The organism is Marinobacter sp. KMM 10035 (genome assembly GCF_046537445.1).
In the GTDB taxonomy this organism is placed as follows: Bacteria; Pseudomonadota; Gammaproteobacteria; order Pseudomonadales; family Oleiphilaceae; genus Marinobacter; species Marinobacter sediminicola.
Genome location: NZ_JBBVMG010000002.1, coordinates 260,670 through 278,692 on the forward strand (window position 1 = coordinate 260,670; position 18,023 = coordinate 278,692).

An 18,023-nucleotide genomic window follows, 5' to 3' on the forward strand; every position below is an offset into this window, starting at 1 on the left:
TAATACCGATTCCGTACAGGAGTTAAGCGATCAAAAATCAAACACCGGATGACAAGTATAGACCTTAGAGCAAATTCGCAACAAGTTCTTCTAACTGATTGGGCAAAAAGGCCATCGTGACTGAACTTTCATTCAAACCACGACGGCCTTAACATTTTGTTACTTGCGACCTCAAGGATCACAGGTAAAAAAACAGCTGTTAAACTCAGCCTTGCCCTTTGATCTCACTGAGACCCAGATAAGGTGCCTTACCTTCCAACGCCTCTTCAATGCGAAGCAGCTGGTTGTACTTGGCTACTCGATCAGAACGGCAAAGCGAGCCAGTTTTGATCTGGCCAGCACAGGTCGCAACCGCGAGATCCGCAATAGTAGTATCTTCAGTTTCACCAGAACGGTGAGAAATCACTGCCGTAAAGCCGGCATCCTGAGCCATTTTGATGGCGTCCAGAGTTTCGCTCAAGCTACCAATCTGATTGAACTTGATCAGGATAGAGTTGCCCACACCCGTATCAATACCGCGCTTCAGGATCTTGGTATTGGTTACAAAAAGATCATCACCCACCAGCTGTACCTTGTCACCGATTTTGTCGGTCAGCACCTTCCAGCCGTCCCAGTCACTCTCGTCCATGCCATCTTCGATGGACACAATTGGATAGCGCTCAGCCAGACCAGCCAGGTAATCCGCAAAACCTTCAGAATCGAAGCTCTTGCCTTCACCAGCCAATACGTACTGGCCATCCTTGTAAAACTCAGAAGCGGCACAGTCCAGAGCCAGAGTAATGTCCGTGCCCAGCTTGTAGCCTGCCTTTTCAACAGCCTCCTTAATCACCGCCAGGGCTGCTTCATTCGAAGGCAGGTTAGGCGCAAAACCACCCTCATCGCCTACCGCAGTGTTCAAGCCCTGTGCCTGCAACACTTTTTTCAGGCTGTGAAAAATCTCGGCACCGATGCGCAGAGCTTCTGCAAAGTTCTTGGCAGCAACCGGCTGCACCATGAACTCCTGGATATCAACGTTGTTATCCGCGTGCTCACCGCCGTTCAGAATGTTCATCATTGGTACAGGCATGCTGAACTTGCCGGAAGTACCGTTGATGTCTGCAATGTGCTCATAAAGTGGCTTGCCCAGAGACTCAGCCGCCGCTTTTGCCGCTGCCAGCGACACCGCCAGAATGGCATTGGCGCCCAAGTTGGCCTTGTTCTCAGTGCCGTCCAGTTCCAGCATGATGTTGTCCAAACCACGCTGGTCGGCAGCATCTTTACCCAGCAGCGCAGTACGGATCTTGCTATTAATAGCCTCGACTGCCTTCAGCACGCCCTTACCCAAGTAACGAGATGCATCACCATCGCGCAGTTCCAGCGCTTCGCGAGATCCGGTGGAGGCGCCAGAGGGAGCGCAAGCGCGGCCAAGCGTACCGTCTTCCAGAATCACGTCTGCTTCGACAGTAGGGTTCCCACGGGAGTCCATAACCTCACGGGCTTTAATGTTGGCAATCTTGGTCATTCAGGGAGTCTCCAGGTTTTCAATTCAAAGGTCATTAACAAAATCTGGTGCAAGAGAGCGCGGGGCACGGCTTTACGAAAACCGCTACAAGCACATCCATGTGCGCTTGGCTCCGCCATCCATGGCTACGCACATTTTCGTAAAGCCGTGCCCCGCGCTCTCCCATAATTTGTACCTATAACGCGAAAACCGCCAATCAGGCGGTATCGATAGGTTTAAAACTTTTCACAAGGTCATCAACAGCCTTTACTCGCTGCAGGAACGGCTCAAGTTGGCTCAAGCGCAGCGCACAAGGGCCATCGCACTTGGCTTCGTCCGGGTTCGGGTGAGCCTCAAGAAACAGCCCAGCCAGGCCCTGGGTCATGCCAGCCAATGCCAGGTCAGTAACCTGAGCGCGGCGACCACCAGCCGAATCGGAACGGCCGCCAGGCATTTGTAGAGAATGGGTTACATCGAACATCACAGGCACGTTCATGGCCTTCATGATGCCAAAACCAAGCATATCGACCACAAGGTTGTTATAACCGAAGCTGCTGCCCCGCTCACACAATATAACCCGGTCGTTTCCGGCTTCTGCGCACTTGGTGATGATGTGTTTCATCTCCTGCGGAGCAAGAAACTGGGCCTTCTTGATATTGATCGCCGCGCCGGTTTTCGCCATGGCGACCACCAGATCAGTCTGGCGACTCAGGAAAGCCGGCAGCTGAATGATGTCACACACTTCAGCCGCAGGCGCCGCCTGCTCTGGCTCGTGAACATCAGAAATAATCGGAACACCGTACTTGCTTTTGATATCAGCCAGAATCTGCAGGCCTTTCTCAAGACCCGGCCCCCGGAAGGAGTTAACCGAAGAACGGTTGGCCTTATCAAAGGACGCTTTAAATACGTAAGGAATGCCCAACTTGCTGCACACCTCAACATATTTCTCAGCAACCTCAAACGCCAGATCGCGAGACTCCAATACGTTCATACCACCAAACAAAACGAACGGCTTGTCGTTGGCAATGTCGATATCAGCAACAGTAACGGTGCTCTGAGCCATGTTCAGGATTCCTTGCGGTTCGCCAGCGCTGCTTCAATGAACCCCTTGAACAACGGATGGCCGTCGCGGGGTGTCGAAGTGAATTCCGGGTGGAACTGACAGGCAACAAACCAGGGATGGTCCGCCACTTCCACCACCTCTACCAACTTACCGTCAGTGGAGCGACCGGAAACAACCAAGCCTGCAGCTTCCATCTGTGGCAGGAAGTGGTTGTTCACCTCGTACCTGTGGCGATGGCGTTCACGGATGGTTCTTCTACCGTAGCAGTTGGCAATGTTCGAACCCTCAGTCAACACACAATCCTGCGCACCCAAACGCATGGTGCCGCCAAGGTCGGAGTCGTCTGTGCGCTCTTCGCGCTCACCGGTCGCATCCAGCCACTCGGTGATCAGGCCCACGACAGGTTCTGGCGTGTGCGCACGGAATTCGGTGCTGTGGGCATCAACCAGACCGGCTTTGTTACGAGCGTATTCGATAACTGCCACCTGCATACCCAAGCAGATACCCAAGTAGGGAACCTTGTTCTCACGGGCATACTGAACTGTGCGGATTTTGCCTTCCACACCACGTTCACCAAAACCACCGGGAACCAGAATGGCATCGGCGCTCTCAAGTACAGCAGTGCCGTCACGTTCGATGTCTTCAGAATCAATGTAATTGATCTTTACCTTGGTGCGGGTTTTGATACCGGCGTGCAGCAGAGATTCGATCAGTGATTTGTAGGCCTCGAGCAGCTCCATGTATTTGCCAACCATGGCAATCGTCACTTCCTGCTCAGGATTCATCAGTGCTTCGACAACACCGTCCCAATCACTAAGGTCCGCCTCCCGTGCATCAAGCCTGAAGTGATCAATAACCAACTGATCCAGGCCATGCTCGTGCAGCATGCGGGGAATAGCGTAGATGGACTTTGCATCACGCATCGGAATAACAGCGCGCTCTTCCACGTTTGTGAACAGCGCGATTTTCCGGCGGGAGCTGGCGTCCACTTCATGCTCTGAACGGCACAGCAGAATGTCTGGCTGCAAACCGATAGAGCGCATTTCCTTCACGGAGTGCTGAGTCGGTTTGGTTTTGATTTCGCCAGCAGTCGCAATGTAAGGCACCAGTGTCAGGTGCATAAACAGCGCACGGGCAGAACCCACTTCAACCTTCAGCTGACGGCAGGCTTCGAGAAACGGCAGGGATTCAATATCACCAACGGTACCGCCCACTTCAACCAGAGCAACATCCGCACCGGCTGCGCCTTCGACCACGCGACGTTTGATCTCGTCGGTAATGTGGGGAATAACCTGAACAGTACCGCCAAGATAATCACCGCGGCGCTCTTTGCGTATAACCTCTTCATACACCCGGCCAGCCGTGAAATTATTACGGCGGCTCATGGGCGTGCGAATAAAGCGCTCGTAATGGCCAAGATCAAGGTCGGTTTCAGCGCCGTCTTCGGTGACATAGACTTCACCGTGCTGGAACGGGCTCATGGTGCCTGGGTCAACGTTTATGTATGGGTCCAGCTTGAGGATAGTGACCTTCAGGCCGCGCGCCTCAAGGATCGCAGCCAATGAGGCCGATGCGATACCTTTCCCCAGTGAGGACACAACACCGCCGGTGACGAAAATATAACGCGTCATGCAGATTCCATGATTATCAGGTTCTGTGAAGGAGGGAGATTGTCATCTCAAGATGGGACGCCAGACTACCAGAAAGCCCTCAACGACTCAATGACAATCCCGCTCTACAATCAGCTGCAAGCCTGCAGCCGGCGCCTTCCCGCAGTATTGTTCAGAACACCATAAATCGCCAATGGCGATGAGTTCTTTTTCCGGCTCCACACCCATGAAAACCAAGGGTAGACGCAGCCTTTCCCAAGGTGGAACGGCCTGTTCCTGAAGCCACTTTTTCAGTGATTTTGACTGGCCTCCAGCGTGAAAACGCATGCGTTCTCCACCCTGCCTCGTACATATTCGTATTGGCGGCGTAGCGGCTTTCGCTGTAAACGATGGAATCAGACGGATCGTCCATTCGCCCCACTGCACCGGCTCGCCAAATTGAAGCGTTACAGGTTCCTCTGGCAAGTCAGCGGACTCAGGAACCAAATACAGCTCGCCCTGAAAACGTCGAAGGCTGTAATTGTCACCCCGCAATTCCGGAGATCGATCCTCCGCAGCTTGCAATAGATCGCCCAACACCTGTGACCAATCACTTATTGAAGGGACATCATATCCGGCTCGCAGGACCCACCAACGCAGAAGATTTTTCTGTTCCACCAGGGTAAGCGCACCCAACCCCGCCACCGGAAGGCGACGTTTATGCCCTCCCAATGACCGCCACTGCAACTCCGCCAGCCGCTGGTTCAAAAAATCGCTTTCTGAGCAAGCGCCCGCACTGTGCCGCAGTCGCTGATTCAGCCCAGGCCAGCGCTTTTTTAATGCCGGAAGAATGCGGATACGGAGGAAGTTTCGATCGAATTTCTGATCTGTATTGCTGGGATCATCAACCCAGGAAAGTCCGGCCTGGCGAGCGTGAAGCTCGAGTTCCGCCCGATCGACCCCCAGCAATGGCCTGGCAAGGCGGCCCTGGCCTAAGGGGCGGGTTTCAGGCATGCCTGCAAGACCGGCGACACCACTGCCACGGAACATTCGAAACAGTACTGTTTCAGCCTGATCATCATCATGATGGGCCATCAGCAACACATCATCAGGCTCAAGAAGTGTTTCAAAAACTCTGTAGCGGGCCTTACGCGCCGCCTCTTCAAGGCCCTCACCAGGGCCGGCACCGAGTTTGACCGTCACGGGCTGAACAGTGAGAGGAACACCCAACTCAGCGCAGAGTGCCTGGCAAAACACTTCCGTGTCACCAGCATTGGCCTGAAGCTGATGGTTGATATGCAACGCTCGCACTCCGGAATGGCAGAGTGCGGCAAGATGCAAAAGAAGGGTGGAATCCAGGCCACCACTGAGGGCAACCCAAAGACGCCGGTAGCCAGAAATGGCTTTAACCGGCGCAAGCAACGCCTCAGGAAAGGCGTACCCGATTGAGGGCTTAGCGCCCAGTGTCATAGCGGGTTAAACGCTCGTACCGCCGGGAGACCAATTCATCCAAAGGCAAGCGACTTAGCTCTGCCATCCCGTTTGCCAGCGTCTCACGCAGTGCCTCAGCCATTTTTTCCGGGTTACGATGCGCACCGCCCAGAGGCTCAGTGATTACATTGTCCGCAAGCCCGAGATCTTTCAGGCGACCCGCAGTCACACCCATGGCTTCTGCTGCGAGAGAGGCAAATTCCGCACTCTTCCACAAAATAGAGGCACAGCCTTCCGGCGAGATCACCGCATACGTCGAGTACTGCAGCATATTCAACTGATCGCATACGCCAATGGCCAACGCACCACCCGACCCACCTTCGCCGATGACGGTGGAAATGATGGGTGTTTTTAGGCGAGACATCACCGCCAGGTTAAACGCGATGGCTTCACTCTGCCCACGCTCTTCAGCGCCAATACCGGGATAGGCTCCTGGAGTATCGATAAATGTGAGAATTGGCATTCTGAAGCGCTCTGCCATTTCCATTAAGCGCAAGGCCTTGCGGTAGCCTTCCGGACGCGGCATTCCGAAGTTGCGTTTTACCTTATCCCGCACTTCCCGCCCCTTCTGGTGACCAATAACCATCACGGGCTTATCGTTCAACCGTGCGGTGCCGCCCACAATGGCTTGATCATCTGCATAACGGCGGTCGCCATGGAGTTCATCGAAATCATCAAAGATCATCTCGATGTAATCCAGGGTATAGGGCCGGCGCGGATGCCTCGCAAGACGAGCAACATCCCAAGGGTGCAAATCGGAGAATATGCTCTCCGTCAGACTGACACTCTTCTTTTTCAGCCGTGTAATCTCGTCAGAAATATTGATATCGGTGTCGTTGCCCACCATGCGAAGCTCTTCAATCTTGGCTTCAAGGTCGGCAATCGGCTGTTCGAAATCCAGATAATTAGGGTTCATGATGTTCCATCATTTTATTACCAGGCGGGACAGCGCGCCGCCTATTCAGAATTTGGTACAAAGATAGCAGTGCCCGGGTCATGGCTAAAGCGGACATTGGTATGAGTCCGCAATCTGACAGATATTTAACTTTCCGCGCAGCTCTTTGTCTTTATCACTCAATCATAGACCAGTTCCACGCACTGGTCGCCCACCAGATACTTCAGTTCCAGCAACAAGCTGTCATCTGGCCGTACACGCCAGGTTTCACCCAGCTCAATTCGGGTGCTGGCTTCGGGACTGCTGTACTCAATCCACACCGGGCTACCCTCGCAACGAAACGGCCTTAGTGTGCTATCAATCTTATCCAGAAAGCCATTTTGAAGCTGGTCGGCGTGAAGGTTCAACTTTAATCCTTTACTGAACTGCTTCCGGGCGCTGGGCACATCCATTACCGAACTGACGCGCATTTTCATCTGGCCAGAATAATCATCGTGGCTCACCTGTCCCTCAACCACAATCACCTGATCCGATTGCAGCAACTCCCGATTCTCGAAGAAGGCTTCAGAAAACAGGGTGGCTTCAATGCGCGCACTGCGGTCATCCAGCGTGATAAAGCACATGGTAGAGCCTGTGCGCGTTTTCATGGTGCGCTGTGCTATCACCAGTCCGGCAACCCGCTGGGGAGATTTGTTGGGTTTCAGGTCCGAGATCGAAGAACGCACAAAACGGCGAACTTCGCGCTCATATTCATCGAACGGGTGCCCAGTAAGATAGAGGCCCAGAGTGTCTTTCTCGCCTTTAAGCCGCTGTTTCTCCGGCCACTCACGCACGTCAGCCACATCGACATAGGGATCACCGCCATCCTCGGCTTCCAGCATCTCGCCAAACATATCCATCATGCCTACGGATTCGTTGCGCGACTGTTGATCGGCCTGCTGAACCGCTTTCGGTATGCTGGCCATCAACTGGGCCCTACTGGCACCAAGTTTGTCCATGGCGCCTGAGCGAATCAGCGCTTCCATTGCCCGCTTATTGATTTTTTTCAGATCAACCTTGCGGCAAAAATCGAAAATATCCTGATACGGCTCACCACTTGCACGCCCTTCCACAATGGCCTGAATGGGGCCCTCACCCAACCCCTTGATCGCGCCAAGGCCATAAACAACCTGCCCTTCATCGTTAACGGTGAAGGTGTATTCCGAACGACTGACATCTGGCAGCACCAAATCCAGCTTAAGATTGCGGCACTCTTCAACCAGCGTGACGACCTTATCTGTGTTCTGCATATCTGCGGTCAGAACAGCAGCCATAAACTCAGCCGTATAATGGGCCTTCAGCCATAGCGTTTGATAAGACACCAGCGCATAGGCGGCGGAGTGGGATTTGTTAAAGCCGTAGCCAGCAAACTTTTCAACGAGATCAAAGATGTTTTCCGCGAGTGTTTTGTTAATGCCATTGCCTTCGCAGCCATCGAGAAAGAACTGCTTCTGCTTGGCCATTTCCTCGGGCTTCTTCTTACCCATGGCACGGCGCAACATGTCCGCATTACCCAGGCTATATCCACCCATTACCTGAGCAATCTGCATAACCTGCTCCTGGTAAAGGATAACCCCGTAGGTGGGCTCCAGAACCGGCTTCAGGCCTTCGTATTGGTAGTCCGGGTGCGGGAAGGACATCGGCTGCTTGCCGTGCTTACGGTCGATAAAGTCGTCAACCATGCCTGACTGCAGCGGCCCTGGGCGGAACAGCGCCACCAGTGCGATCATGTCTTCCAGGGAGTCCGGCTGCAGACGGCGAATCAGGTCCTTCATGCCGCGGGATTCCAGCTGGAACACGGCGGTGGTTTCCGCCTTCTTCAGCATGACGAACGAAGCCGGGTCATCCAGCGGAATTTCGCTGATGTCCAGCGGAGGGAGGCCCCGACCTTCCCGCCGCGGGTTAATCATTTTCAGGGCCCAGTCGATGATGGTCAGAGTTCGCAGACCAAGGAAGTCGAACTTGACCAGTCCGGCATCCTCCACATCGTTTTTGTCGAACTGGGTCACCAGACTGCCGCCGTCATCATCGCAATACAGCGGTGAGAAGTCGGTAATTTTAGTGGGTGCAATTACCACACCACCAGCGTGCTTACCGGCATTTCGGCATACGCCCTCAAGTTTCAGGGCCATCTCCCAGATTTCCTGGGCTTCTTCATCCTGTTCAAGAAACTCCTTGAGGGCGGGCTCCTGCTCTATCGCCTTTTCCAGCGTCATGCCCACTTCAAAGGGAATCAACTTGGACAGTTTATCTGCCAAACCGTAGGACTTACCCTGAACACGAGCGACGTCCCGCACCACCGCTTTGGCCGCCATGGTACCGAAGGTAATGATCTGGGAAACCGCTTCCCGGCCATACTTTTCAGCAACATAAGCGATAACCCTGTCCCGACCTTCCATACAGAAGTCGACGTCGAAGTCGGGCATGGACACTCGTTCAGGGTTTAGGAAGCGCTCGAACAGCAAGTCGTACTCAAGCGGGTCCAGATCCGTAATCAACTGGGCATAGGCAACCAGCGAGCCGGCACCGGAACCACGGCCAGGCCCAACGGGCACGCCATTATTTTTGGCCCACTTGATGAAGTCCATAACGATCAGAAAGTAGCCAGGAAATCCCATCTGGATGATGATATCCAGTTCGAATTTCAGCCGTTTAAAATAGGCGTCGCGCTTGCTGTCGTATTCCGGGTCGTCTTTGGAAAGGGTTTTTGCCAAACGATCTTCCAGACCGTCCTCAGACACCTTGCGGAAGTATTCGTCCATGGTCATGCCTTCCGGCACCGGGTAATTGGGCAGGAAGTACTCGCCCATGCGCACGGTGACCGAACAGCGCCGAGCTATCTCCACGGTGTTCGCAATGGCTTCGGGGATATCGCTGAACAGATCAATCATTTCCTCAGCGCTGCGCAGGTATTGCTGATCGCTAAAACGGCGATCACGGCGAGGGTCATCCAATGCCCGACTTTCACCGATGCAGACTCGAGCCTCGTGGGCCTCAAAATCCTCAGCCTCAAGAAAATGCACGTCGTTGGTAGCAACAACCGGCAGCCCCAATTGTTGGGCCAACTCAACACTCATGTGCAGGCAGTCTTCGTCACCGGGACGACCCGTTCTTTGCAGCTCCAGATAATAAGAGCCTGGATAGAGTTTCATCCAGTACTCTGCCCTGGATTTTGCAAGCCCGGGTTTATCCGCCAGCAAAGCCTTGCACACATCGCCCATTTTGGCGCCAGACATGGCAATAAGGCCTTCCGTTCTTGTCTCTAGCCATTTGCGCTGGATAATCGGTTTGCCGTATTTCTGCCCCTCGGTATACCCAAGGGAAATGATTTCTGTAAGGTGGAGGTAGCCTTTGTCATTCCGGGCCAGCAGCGTCAGGCGGAACGGGCTCTCCGGCTCATCCGGGTTCTCCAGCCAGAGATCCGCACCTATGACGGGCTTCACACCCGCACCAGTGGTTGCTTTGTAAAACCGGACCAGCGAACACATGTTCGATTGTTCTGTCAGGCCCACGGCCGGCATGCCCAATTCCACCACTCGTTTGACCAGAGGCTTAACGCGAACGAGGCCGTCCACCATGGAATGTTCTGAGTGCACGCGAAGGTGTACAAAAGTCTGCGACATAGCGTCAGCTGGTTCCTGCTTATTTATTTAGAGTGTCGATTAACGGCGCCTGAAAAGGCCTCTTTAAAATGCCTAAAGCAATCAGTCGCCAATTAATGCACGTATATCTTCTTCAGTCTGGGGACCAAAACGGGCCTCCAGAAGATCTCCGTCGGGGGTCACAACAAATGTTGCTGGCAAGGCAACCGGGCGCTGCCAGTCAAATTCAGGGCCTGGGTCGTTTGCAAGCATGGTGTACTCAATACCCATGCGCTGGCCGAGAGCAACCAGTTGCTCACCCTTCACGCCGTCAAAATTAACCCCGAGCACAGTAATATCAGGGGCATTGTCCAGTTCGTTGAACTCCGGTATTTCTTCCAGGCAGGGCTTGCACCACTCGGCCCAGTAGTTCACCAAAACCCACTGGCCCCGCAGGTCGCTCCAGGCCAGTTTTGTGCCTTCCGCCCTTTCCAGCTCAATTTTTTGACAGCCTGCCAGCAAAGCTATTACAAACAGGGCAACGGTAACGACTGCTCTCCGCGGCAACCGGGAAATGACAGGGTTCTGCAAGGGAAAACCTCCTGTTAGACTGCTCGCCACAAACTATTGCGGCTCCATTTCAACAAACAGGCACGAACATGACAGAACCCATTCGGATTTTCCACAACCCGCGCTGCTCAAAATCTCGCCAGACACTTGAACTGCTAACAGACCGGGGTATTGCGCCGGAGATTATACGCTACCTGGAAACGCCACCAACAGAGCGGGAGCTTTCCGATATCCTTGACGCGCTCGACCGCCAACCCCGCGAGCTCATGCGTACCGGCGAAAGTGAATTCAAGGAACTTGGCCTGGACAACCCGGATCTGAGCCGCGAACAGCTGATTGCTGCTATGGTAGCAAATCCGAAACTGATTGAACGGCCTATTGTGTTTGCCAATGGTAAAGCCGCCGTTGGCCGACCACCTGAAAACGTACTCAAAATTCTTTAGTTACATGACCACCGTTTTAAGGAAACCAAAGTGCCAGAGCAACTGCCGTATATTCTGATTCTCTACTACAGCCGCACAGGGCAGACCGCAGAGCTGGCCAGCCAAATAGGCCGCGGGGTCGCCAGGGTGGGCGGTATTGAGGCAAAGCTGCGCTCTGTTCCTGTAGTCTCACCTGACACTGAGGCATCGTTACCAGCGGTTCCCGATGCGGGAGCCCCCTATGTCAGCAAGTCCGATCTCGCCAATTGTGCCGGGCTGGCCATCGGCAGCCCTACCCGCTTCGGCAACATGGCAGCACCACTTAAACACTTTCTGGATACAACCGGCGATCTGTGGCTAAACGGCGCGCTCGTCGGCAAGCCAGCGGGAGCATTTACGTCAACTGGCAGCCTGCACGGTGGTCAGGAAGCCACAATCCTGACCATGATGATCCCCCTGCTTCATCACGGCATGGTGTTGTGCGGCTTGCCCTACACAGACGAAAACCTGAGTAAGACGACAACCGGAGGCACACCATACGGCCCCTCGCACTGGGCCGGCACCGGAGAGCAGCAACCCCTGAGCAACCATGAGAAGGCACTTTGCCAACTCTTCGGTGAGCGCCTGGCAAAATTGGCGCTCAAACTGGCTGATTGATACGAACACGGCTATGCCACGCAAAGCTCTTTATACTTTTCTGGAATCTGACAATGCTCCATAACCCCAAAGCCCGGCACACTGCGAAAGCAACCCAATTTCTCTATCTGGCCGTGTTGGCAACGCTTTTGATTACAACCTTCTACCCAGCGCCAATCGAGGGGGTTTCCATTGCCCTGATTCTATCTGTCAAGCTGATTCCCCTGCTAGCACTGATTGTCCCCGTGTTCCGTGGCAACAATCGTGGATATATCTGGTTAGCCTTTGTGGTGATTTTTTACTTTACTCAAGCCGTTGTTTCATCATGGCTAAGCCAAGGCGCACCCGACCACGTTGTTCTTATGGTACTCACGCTCCTGCTATTCATCATGGCGATGGTTCATTTGAAAGTGAACCGGCCAGTTACAGGCTGACATGCTCCATTACCGGAAAGTGACACCTTATGCCCAACTCCACTAAAACAGAGCAGACGCCCCCGACACTTCAATCGAAGCTGGCAGCGCCTCCGCGCAGCACTCTGACGTTGCGGGATATCTGTACAGCTTTGGTCACCGATGGTGAAATTGGTCAGGAGAGCGCTGAACGGGTGCTTTCCGCCAATCTTGGTGCCGCCAGCAGCCACACAGCGAAGCGCCATCCGCTGGAGCTTGTGGCTATCGCGGCACTCACCAGTGATAAAAGCGGCAAGGTTCTGGATCTTGAGCGACTCACAAAGTGGCTGGCAGATTGGGCTGGCCAACCCTATTACCATATCGATCCCCTGAAGATAGACACGCCCGCGATTGCCCGTGTCATGTCTTACGCATTCGCCCAGCGCCATGACATTCTCGCAGTTGAGATTGGACAGGACGAAATCCTTGTGGCCAGTGCAGAGCCCTTCAAAGTTGACTGGGAAAGCAATCTTCGTCAGGCCGTGCGTAAGGATATCCGCCGGGTGGTGGCGAACCCGGAAGACATCCGCCGATACTCCGTCGAGTTTTACCAGCTCGCAAACTCCGTAAACAAAGCAAGTGGTGGCCAGGCCCCCGCCAATAAGGCTGGCCAGCAGAACCTTGAACAACTACTGGATTTAGGCGCCAGTGATAGTGCCGATGCCAACGATCAGCACGTTGTGCGCATCGTGGACTGGCTGCTGCAATACGCGTTCGACCAACGCGCATCAGACATCCACATTGAGCCACGCCGCACCCTGACTCACATCCGCTTCCGTATTGATGGCGTACTGCACAGTGTTTACGAATTCCCAGAGCATGTGGGCATGGCCATTACCAGCCGGCTGAAGATTTTGGGGCGATTAAACGTTGCTGAAAAACGCCGCCCACAGGATGGTCGCCTGAAAACCCGCAAACCCGACAACAGCGAAGTCGAGCTGCGCCTGGCCACCATGCCAACGGCATTCGGGGAAAAAATGGTGATGCGGATATTTGACCCGGATGTACTTCTGAAATCCTACGAACAACTGGGGTTCAACCGCGAAGACCGGGAGCGCTGGCAGGAAGTCACTTCGAAACCCCATGGAATTGTTCTGGTTACAGGCCCCACAGGCTCAGGCAAGACCACCACTCTGTATTCCACACTGAAACAAATCGCCTCTGCCGAACTGAACGTCTGCACCATCGAAGACCCAATCGAGATGGTTGAGCCTGCGTTCAACCAGATGCAGGTTCAAACCAATATCGATCTGACGTTTGCATCGGGCGTCCGGGCTCTGCTGCGACAGGATCCAGACATCATCATGATTGGTGAAATCCGTGATCTGGAAACCGCCGAAATGGCGGTGCAGGCGGCACTAACCGGGCACTTGGTACTTTCTACCTTGCACACCAATGACGCTCCGAGTGCGCTGACGCGAATGATGGAGCTGGGCATACCGCCCTACCTGATTCGCGCAACCGTGTTAGGCGTTATGGCCCAACGTCTGGTTCGAACACTTTGCTCGCACTGCAAAGCAACAGCGCCTGTTGACCTCCAGGCATGGCAGACTCTAACCAAGCCCTGGAAAGCTCCGCCACCAAAGGAGTTTCACAAACCCGTGGGTTGTCTGGAGTGCCGCAATACCGGCTACCTTGGCCGTGCCGGGGTGTATGAGATCATGACGCTTTCCGGTGCACTGACAAGCCAGATTACGGACCACTGCGAGCTGGAGCAGTTGCGGCTGGACGCCTACCGCGAAGGCATGAAGTCGCTGCGTTTGAGCGGCGCCCAGAAAGTGGCCAGCGGCCTGACCACCGTTGAAGAAATACTCAGGGTAACACCGGCAAGCCAGCGCTGATGCTGCAGTAAGCTCACGGTCAAGTGAGGGAGGCTCTACCCTATGCTCCGGGTCTAAGCCCACACTGCTCAAGCAAAGACTGCCAGGCTTTGGTATGCCTCTCCACGGCGCGATCCAGGTTCGCCCACACACTTTCCACGCCCTCAAGGGCAAGCGCTGAGCGTCGCCACTCACGAAAGTCTGCAGGCATTACCTCTGCCTGCATTTTCGCCAGCTCGGTTAAAGGTTCGATCAAATCCCTACGAGCCCGTCGCAAGTCGGCCAGATAGGGCTGAACCTTCCCTATGTAGATACTGAAAAACATGCCCTGAACGATATCCGATTGGCTGTTGGGCTTGCCGTTGAAGCAGAGCGGCCGACTATCCAACCGCTGTTGAATCAGGTGGGTGGCATCGTCGAGGCGCGTAACGACCAGTTTGCTGCTGTTGATGAGTTGCCCTGCCCGATATTCCGCTTGCCAGCGCTGATGCACCTTTCCCCAGAAGCTCAGATCTACCTCAAGGTTCTGATCGAGAAGTGCTGCCACGGTTTTGTTTAACTGACGGGTATCCCGGGCAAGGTCCGAGAGAAGATCTTCGGCCCCAACCGGATACTCACCCTTGGCGAGCGTGAACAGGGTTTCTACTTCCTCCACGCCCCAGCTAGCATTCCAGATGGCTATTGGCAGTGACTCACGCTTGCTGGCAATAGCCTGTTCTAAAACATCCTGAAGTTCTTCATCCTCTACCATTAGACACTCGCCGGCGGCGCGGATGAAACGAACTTCATAGCGTAGGCGGTTCAGGGGCTGCATCACCTTGCCCATGACGGAGTTTTTCTCCCCCACCACATACTGCAGTTCACAGCCATACAGCGACAGGAAGTCCAGCATGCCCAGGTCCAGCTCGGGCATTGGCAGGACACGGTTACGACGTCTGGGAATGGGATTTGCTGCAGGAATCTCTGAAAGCTCTGGCTCTGTGTCCAGAACCCGGCCAACCCGCTCCACGTATTCGTCCATCATGGGGCGGGCATCGGAGAAAGGATTGCACCCGGCAAGCAGCAAGATAATTGCACTGGAGACAAGCAGCCTGGCAGATCGGGTTGCAGACATATTTACCTCCCGACACCCACTTGTGCTCGCGAGCGAACGACTACCGCTTCCGCAGCAAGCCAGCGTCCACCTCGGCGAAATCCCGGGCGACAAAACGCTCTGTTTCGGGCAAATCACCATCCCGGATCAGCCAGGCAGTTTTCATGCCCGCGGCCTCTGCTGCCACAAGTTCAGCCTCAACATCCGACAGAAACAGGACAGTAGCGCCCTCTACGCCGAGCTCCTCAAGAATGTTCCGGTAAGCTTCCGGCTCTCTCTTTCCACCAATCCGGGTGTCGAAATAACCAGAGAAAAACGGTGTGAAATCGCCAGACGTGGTAAAACCAAAAATAAGTTTTTGGGCTTTCACCGAACCAGACGAGTAAACGTACAAACGCAGACCACGGTCGTGCCAGTGCTGCAGGTATTGGGCGGCGTCTTCGTAGATATGGCCGTTGAGCTCGCCTTGTTGGTAGCCCTGTTCCCAAACCATGCCCTGAAGCGCCTTGAGCGATGTAGCCTTGCGGTCTTCACGAATCCACCCTTGCAGTGCTTCGATCAATGCCCCGGCATCCTCGCGATCTGCACCGGATTCCTTTGCCACTCCATCCAGTTGTTTCGACACTTCCGGGCTATCCCAATGTTCGCGGATAAATTCCGACAGGTGCTCAGCAGCATAGGGAAACAGCACATCGTGCACAAAGGAAATGGAACTGGTTGTGCCTTCAATGTCGGTAAGAATCACGCGAATCATACGGCCTCTCCTTCCAGAGCTTCATAGCGCGGTAATTGCCCGGCAATATTGTCCCCGGTGAAGTCCGCGACCCAGCCTTCAGGATTGGTAAACAGGCGGATGCAGGTAAACTCCGGCTCCGGCCCCATATCAAACCAGTGTCGAGTACCTTCAGGCACGCTGATCAGATCGTTCTTCTGGCACTGAACAGCAAACACCTGATCGCCAAGATGCAGATAGAATATGCCCTGACCACGAACGAAAAAACGCACTTCATCCTCGCAGTGGGTATGCTCATCCAGAAACTTCTTCCGGAAAGCCTCCTTCTGGGGGTTATCCGGGTTCAGACTGATCACATCGGCAGTCTGAAAACCGCTTTCGGCCTTCAGCTTCGCGATTTCAGCGCTGTAGGCTTCCAGAATCTCCTCCGGTGCTGCATCCGCCGGCAGGTTCTGGGTGGGCCAGCGTTCAAAACGGACACCCTTGCTGTTCAGCTGAGCGGCTATCTCACCTGGATCATGGGTGATTGCCGGCGCAGCTTCCGGGTTATGTGCGTCAAAAATACTCAAAGTCGTCATGGGCTAACCCTCATGGTTGCAAGCTCACACTCGAAAAGAAACTCAAAGGCCTCCACATGCCGAAGGCAATCCGCCATGGTTTTACCCCAGGTATACAGCCCGTGCCCGCGAATCAGGTAACCGGGTTGCTCAGGGTGTTCAAGGAACCACTCTCGGGTATCTTGGGCCAAAGTTTCAATATCCTGGGTGTTATCGAAAACCGGAACCGTCACCGCTGTCTCGTGGGTTTCCACGCCATCAAACGCCTTTTGCAGTTCGTAGCCATCAAATGTCAGAAGCTCCCCTGCTGGCACCAACCTGCTTAGCACCGTTGCATTAACAGAGTGCGTGTGAAGAACCGCGCCAGCATCCGGAAATACCTGATACAACGCCGTGTGCAGCAAGGTTTCTGCAGACGCGCGGCTGTCACTTTGTACCGGCCTGCCCTGAAGATCGACCACCATGACATCCCCTGCACCCAATTGACCTTTGTGGCGGCCAGACACTGTAATAGCAATATGATCCTGATCTACTCGGGCAGAGTAGTTGCTGCTTGTGGCCGGGGACCAGCCGCGCTCGTACAGAAAACGCCCGGCATCGGCGATGGATTCGGCAACAACAGCGTATTGGTTTACATCAAGCACGGTTTTACTTTCCAGAATATGAAGCGCATGGCTCGTGAGTTATGCGCAAATGATGCCGTGCTGCAATCAGATCAGCAACAACAGAAATGGCAATTTCTGCGGGGGTTTTACTGGGAATGTTAATGCCAATCGGTGCCCTTAGGCGCTGTAAATCTGCCTCACCAAGCCCAAGTGACAACAACCGCTCCCGCCGGGTGTCAGAGGTTCGTTTAGAGCCCATGGCACCCACGTAAAATGCCGACGACTGCAAGGCCGCCAGCAGACCCATATCGTCTATTCTCGGATCATGGGCCAGAGCCAAGACTCCGCACCAGCTATCATTAAAAGACTCGGCGACCAGATCATCTGGCAAGCGCCGGTCGAGTGGCAGGTGCGGGTACCCCCAACCAGAGGAAAAAGCTTCCCGCGGCTCGCAAAGGGTTACGGTGAAATCCGCAGCAGTCGCAAATTCAGCCACATATCGCGCCACCTCACCTGCCCCTATCAGCAGTAACCTGCACTCCGGCTGCAGTGTCTGGAGCAGCTCTTCACCATCAAACATAATACCTGGCTGAGCAGTTGGCTCCGGTAACTCCAGTTCAACTACGCCTTGCAGACTGACTCTCCGAGCTACAGGCTGGCGGCTCCTCAAGGACTCCGCCAACTGCCGCACATGCTCTAGCGCGCCGCTTCTGGTCGATGCGGTGCTGCCCAAGGGTTCCACCAGTAACCGGATGCGACCGCCACAGGGCAGCCGGAAATTGTCACGATCACCGTCGGTAATGCCATAGTCCACGACCACCGTGTAATCCGCGCCCTCTGCCACAGTTCGGCGTAGAAGATCCTCTTCCAGGCAGCCGCCAGACACCGAACCACTCCACTGCCCTGCATCACTAACCGCCAGCCAGGAGCCTGCGGGCCGAGGCGATGAGCCCCAGGTTTCCACAATAGTACAGAGCCACACCCGCCTGCCTTGCTC

At 54.6% G+C, this 18,023-nt stretch carries 16 protein-coding genes; 4 read left to right on the plus strand and 12 right to left on the minus strand.

From position 1 onward, the window contains the following. Window positions 1-205: 205 nt before the first annotated feature. From eno to AADB16_RS13210, 7 genes are all read right to left on the minus strand, one after another. Window positions 206-1,501: a phosphopyruvate hydratase gene (eno, locus tag AADB16_RS13180; protein ID WP_309045858.1), complete on the minus strand. Its 1,296-nt coding sequence runs from the start codon at window positions 1,499-1,501 to the stop codon at window positions 206-208. 196 nt (window positions 1,502-1,697) lie between these two features. Then, complete coding sequence (kdsA, locus tag AADB16_RS13185) at window positions 1,698-2,543, minus strand: 3-deoxy-8-phosphooctulonate synthase (protein WP_309045859.1); 846 nt, start codon at window positions 2,541-2,543, stop codon at window positions 1,698-1,700. Window positions 2,544-2,545: 2 nt separating this feature from the next. After that, window positions 2,546-4,174, minus strand: coding sequence for a CTP synthase (locus AADB16_RS13190; RefSeq protein ID WP_309045860.1), 1,629 nt, complete (start codon window positions 4,172-4,174; stop codon window positions 2,546-2,548). Between the two features lie 87 nt (window positions 4,175-4,261). Beyond that, window positions 4,262-5,602, minus strand: a complete 1,341-nt coding sequence (gene tilS, locus AADB16_RS13195) for a tRNA lysidine(34) synthetase TilS (RefSeq protein ID WP_410803916.1) — start codon at window positions 5,600-5,602, stop codon at window positions 4,262-4,264. Beyond that, complete coding sequence (gene accA, locus AADB16_RS13200; protein ID WP_309045862.1) at window positions 5,586-6,539, minus strand: acetyl-CoA carboxylase carboxyl transferase subunit alpha; 954 nt, start codon at window positions 6,537-6,539, stop codon at window positions 5,586-5,588. Before accA ends, tilS begins: the two co-directional genes overlap by 17 nt. 158 nt (window positions 6,540-6,697) lie before the next feature. Beyond that, a complete protein-coding gene (gene dnaE, locus AADB16_RS13205; protein ID WP_410803919.1) occupies window positions 6,698-10,180 on the minus strand; it encodes a DNA polymerase III subunit alpha in 3,483 nt (1,160 codons plus the stop codon). An 81-nt stretch (window positions 10,181-10,261) separates the two neighbouring features. Continuing rightward, window positions 10,262-10,714 carry a TlpA family protein disulfide reductase gene (locus AADB16_RS13210; RefSeq protein ID WP_410804568.1) on the minus strand — a complete coding sequence of 151 codons (453 nt, stop codon included), beginning with the start codon at window positions 10,712-10,714 and terminating at the stop codon, window positions 10,262-10,264. Window positions 10,715-10,797: 83 nt separating this feature from the next. Between AADB16_RS13210 and arsC the strand changes: the two genes are divergently transcribed. From arsC to AADB16_RS13230, 4 genes are read left to right on the plus strand one after another with little or no spacing between them, the layout of a single operon-like run. Beyond that, window positions 10,798-11,151, plus strand: a complete 354-nt coding sequence (arsC, locus tag AADB16_RS13215; RefSeq protein ID WP_309045865.1) for an arsenate reductase (glutaredoxin) — start codon at window positions 10,798-10,800, stop codon at window positions 11,149-11,151. A gap of 30 nt (window positions 11,152-11,181) precedes the next feature. Next, window positions 11,182-11,787 (plus strand): NAD(P)H:quinone oxidoreductase, encoded by a 606-nt coding sequence (wrbA, locus tag AADB16_RS13220; protein WP_309045866.1) that lies wholly within the window; start codon window positions 11,182-11,184, stop codon window positions 11,785-11,787. 53 nt (window positions 11,788-11,840) lie between these two features. Beyond that, window positions 11,841-12,200: a DUF2069 domain-containing protein gene (locus AADB16_RS13225; protein ID WP_309045867.1), complete on the plus strand. Its 360-nt coding sequence runs from the start codon at window positions 11,841-11,843 to the stop codon at window positions 12,198-12,200. Window positions 12,201-12,229: 29 nt separating this feature from the next. Continuing rightward, on the plus strand, window positions 12,230-14,059 hold the full coding sequence (locus AADB16_RS13230; RefSeq protein WP_410803922.1) for a GspE/PulE family protein: 1,830 nt from the start codon (window positions 12,230-12,232) through the stop codon (window positions 14,057-14,059). 40 nt (window positions 14,060-14,099) lie between these two features. On the opposite strand, the gene AADB16_RS13235 is transcribed toward AADB16_RS13230, so the two are convergent. Genes AADB16_RS13235 through AADB16_RS13255 form a run of 5 tightly spaced genes read right to left on the minus strand, consistent with a single transcriptional unit; the run spans window position 14,100 to window position 18,008 of the window. Beyond that, on the minus strand, window positions 14,100-15,152 hold the full coding sequence (locus AADB16_RS13235) for a DUF3080 domain-containing protein (RefSeq protein ID WP_410803923.1): 1,053 nt from the start codon (window positions 15,150-15,152) through the stop codon (window positions 14,100-14,102). A gap of 40 nt (window positions 15,153-15,192) precedes the next feature. Further along, complete coding sequence (gene mtnC / locus AADB16_RS13240; RefSeq protein WP_410803925.1) at window positions 15,193-15,885, minus strand: acireductone synthase; 693 nt, start codon at window positions 15,883-15,885, stop codon at window positions 15,193-15,195. After that, window positions 15,882-16,442 carry a 1,2-dihydroxy-3-keto-5-methylthiopentene dioxygenase gene (locus tag AADB16_RS13245; RefSeq protein ID WP_309045871.1) on the minus strand — a complete coding sequence of 187 codons (561 nt, stop codon included), beginning with the start codon at window positions 16,440-16,442 and terminating at the stop codon, window positions 15,882-15,884. Before AADB16_RS13245 ends, mtnC begins: the two co-directional genes overlap by 4 nt. After that, window positions 16,439-17,065 (minus strand): methylthioribulose 1-phosphate dehydratase, encoded by a 627-nt coding sequence (locus AADB16_RS13250; RefSeq protein ID WP_410803927.1) that lies wholly within the window; start codon window positions 17,063-17,065, stop codon window positions 16,439-16,441. The genes AADB16_RS13245 and AADB16_RS13250 overlap by 4 nt, the downstream gene beginning before the upstream one ends. A gap of 4 nt (window positions 17,066-17,069) precedes the next feature. Beyond that, window positions 17,070-18,008 carry an XdhC family protein gene (locus tag AADB16_RS13255; protein ID WP_410803929.1) on the minus strand — a complete coding sequence of 313 codons (939 nt, stop codon included), beginning with the start codon at window positions 18,006-18,008 and terminating at the stop codon, window positions 17,070-17,072. Window positions 18,009-18,023: the final 15 nt, after the last annotated feature.

What these genes read in the sequence shown, in the direction of transcription:
- dnaE (WP_410803919.1), bottom strand. Translation starts at nt 10,180, where the DNA reads ATGTCGCAGACTTTTGTACACCTTCGCGTGCACTCAGAACATTCCATG.
- tilS (WP_410803916.1), bottom strand. Translation starts at nt 5,602, where the DNA reads ATGACACTGGGCGCTAAGCCCTCAATCGGGTACGCCTTTCCTGAGGCG.
- AADB16_RS13245 (WP_309045871.1), bottom strand. Translation starts at nt 16,442, where the DNA reads ATGACGACTTTGAGTATTTTTGACGCACATAACCCGGAAGCTGCGCCG.
- AADB16_RS13235 (WP_410803923.1), bottom strand. Translation starts at nt 15,152, where the DNA reads ATGTCTGCAACCCGATCTGCCAGGCTGCTTGTCTCCAGTGCAATTATC.
- AADB16_RS13230 (WP_410803922.1), top strand. Translation starts at nt 12,230, where the DNA reads ATGCCCAACTCCACTAAAACAGAGCAGACGCCCCCGACACTTCAATCG.
- accA (WP_309045862.1), bottom strand. Translation starts at nt 6,539, where the DNA reads ATGAACCCTAATTATCTGGATTTCGAACAGCCGATTGCCGACCTTGAA.
- kdsA (WP_309045859.1), bottom strand. Translation starts at nt 2,543, where the DNA reads ATGGCTCAGAGCACCGTTACTGTTGCTGATATCGACATTGCCAACGAC.
- AADB16_RS13190 (WP_309045860.1), bottom strand. Translation starts at nt 4,174, where the DNA reads ATGACGCGTTATATTTTCGTCACCGGCGGTGTTGTGTCCTCACTGGGG.
- AADB16_RS13225 (WP_309045867.1), top strand. Translation starts at nt 11,841, where the DNA reads ATGCTCCATAACCCCAAAGCCCGGCACACTGCGAAAGCAACCCAATTT.
- mtnC (WP_410803925.1), bottom strand. Translation starts at nt 15,885, where the DNA reads ATGATTCGCGTGATTCTTACCGACATTGAAGGCACAACCAGTTCCATT.
- eno (WP_309045858.1), bottom strand. Translation starts at nt 1,501, where the DNA reads ATGACCAAGATTGCCAACATTAAAGCCCGTGAGGTTATGGACTCCCGT.
- arsC (WP_309045865.1), top strand. Translation starts at nt 10,798, where the DNA reads ATGACAGAACCCATTCGGATTTTCCACAACCCGCGCTGCTCAAAATCT.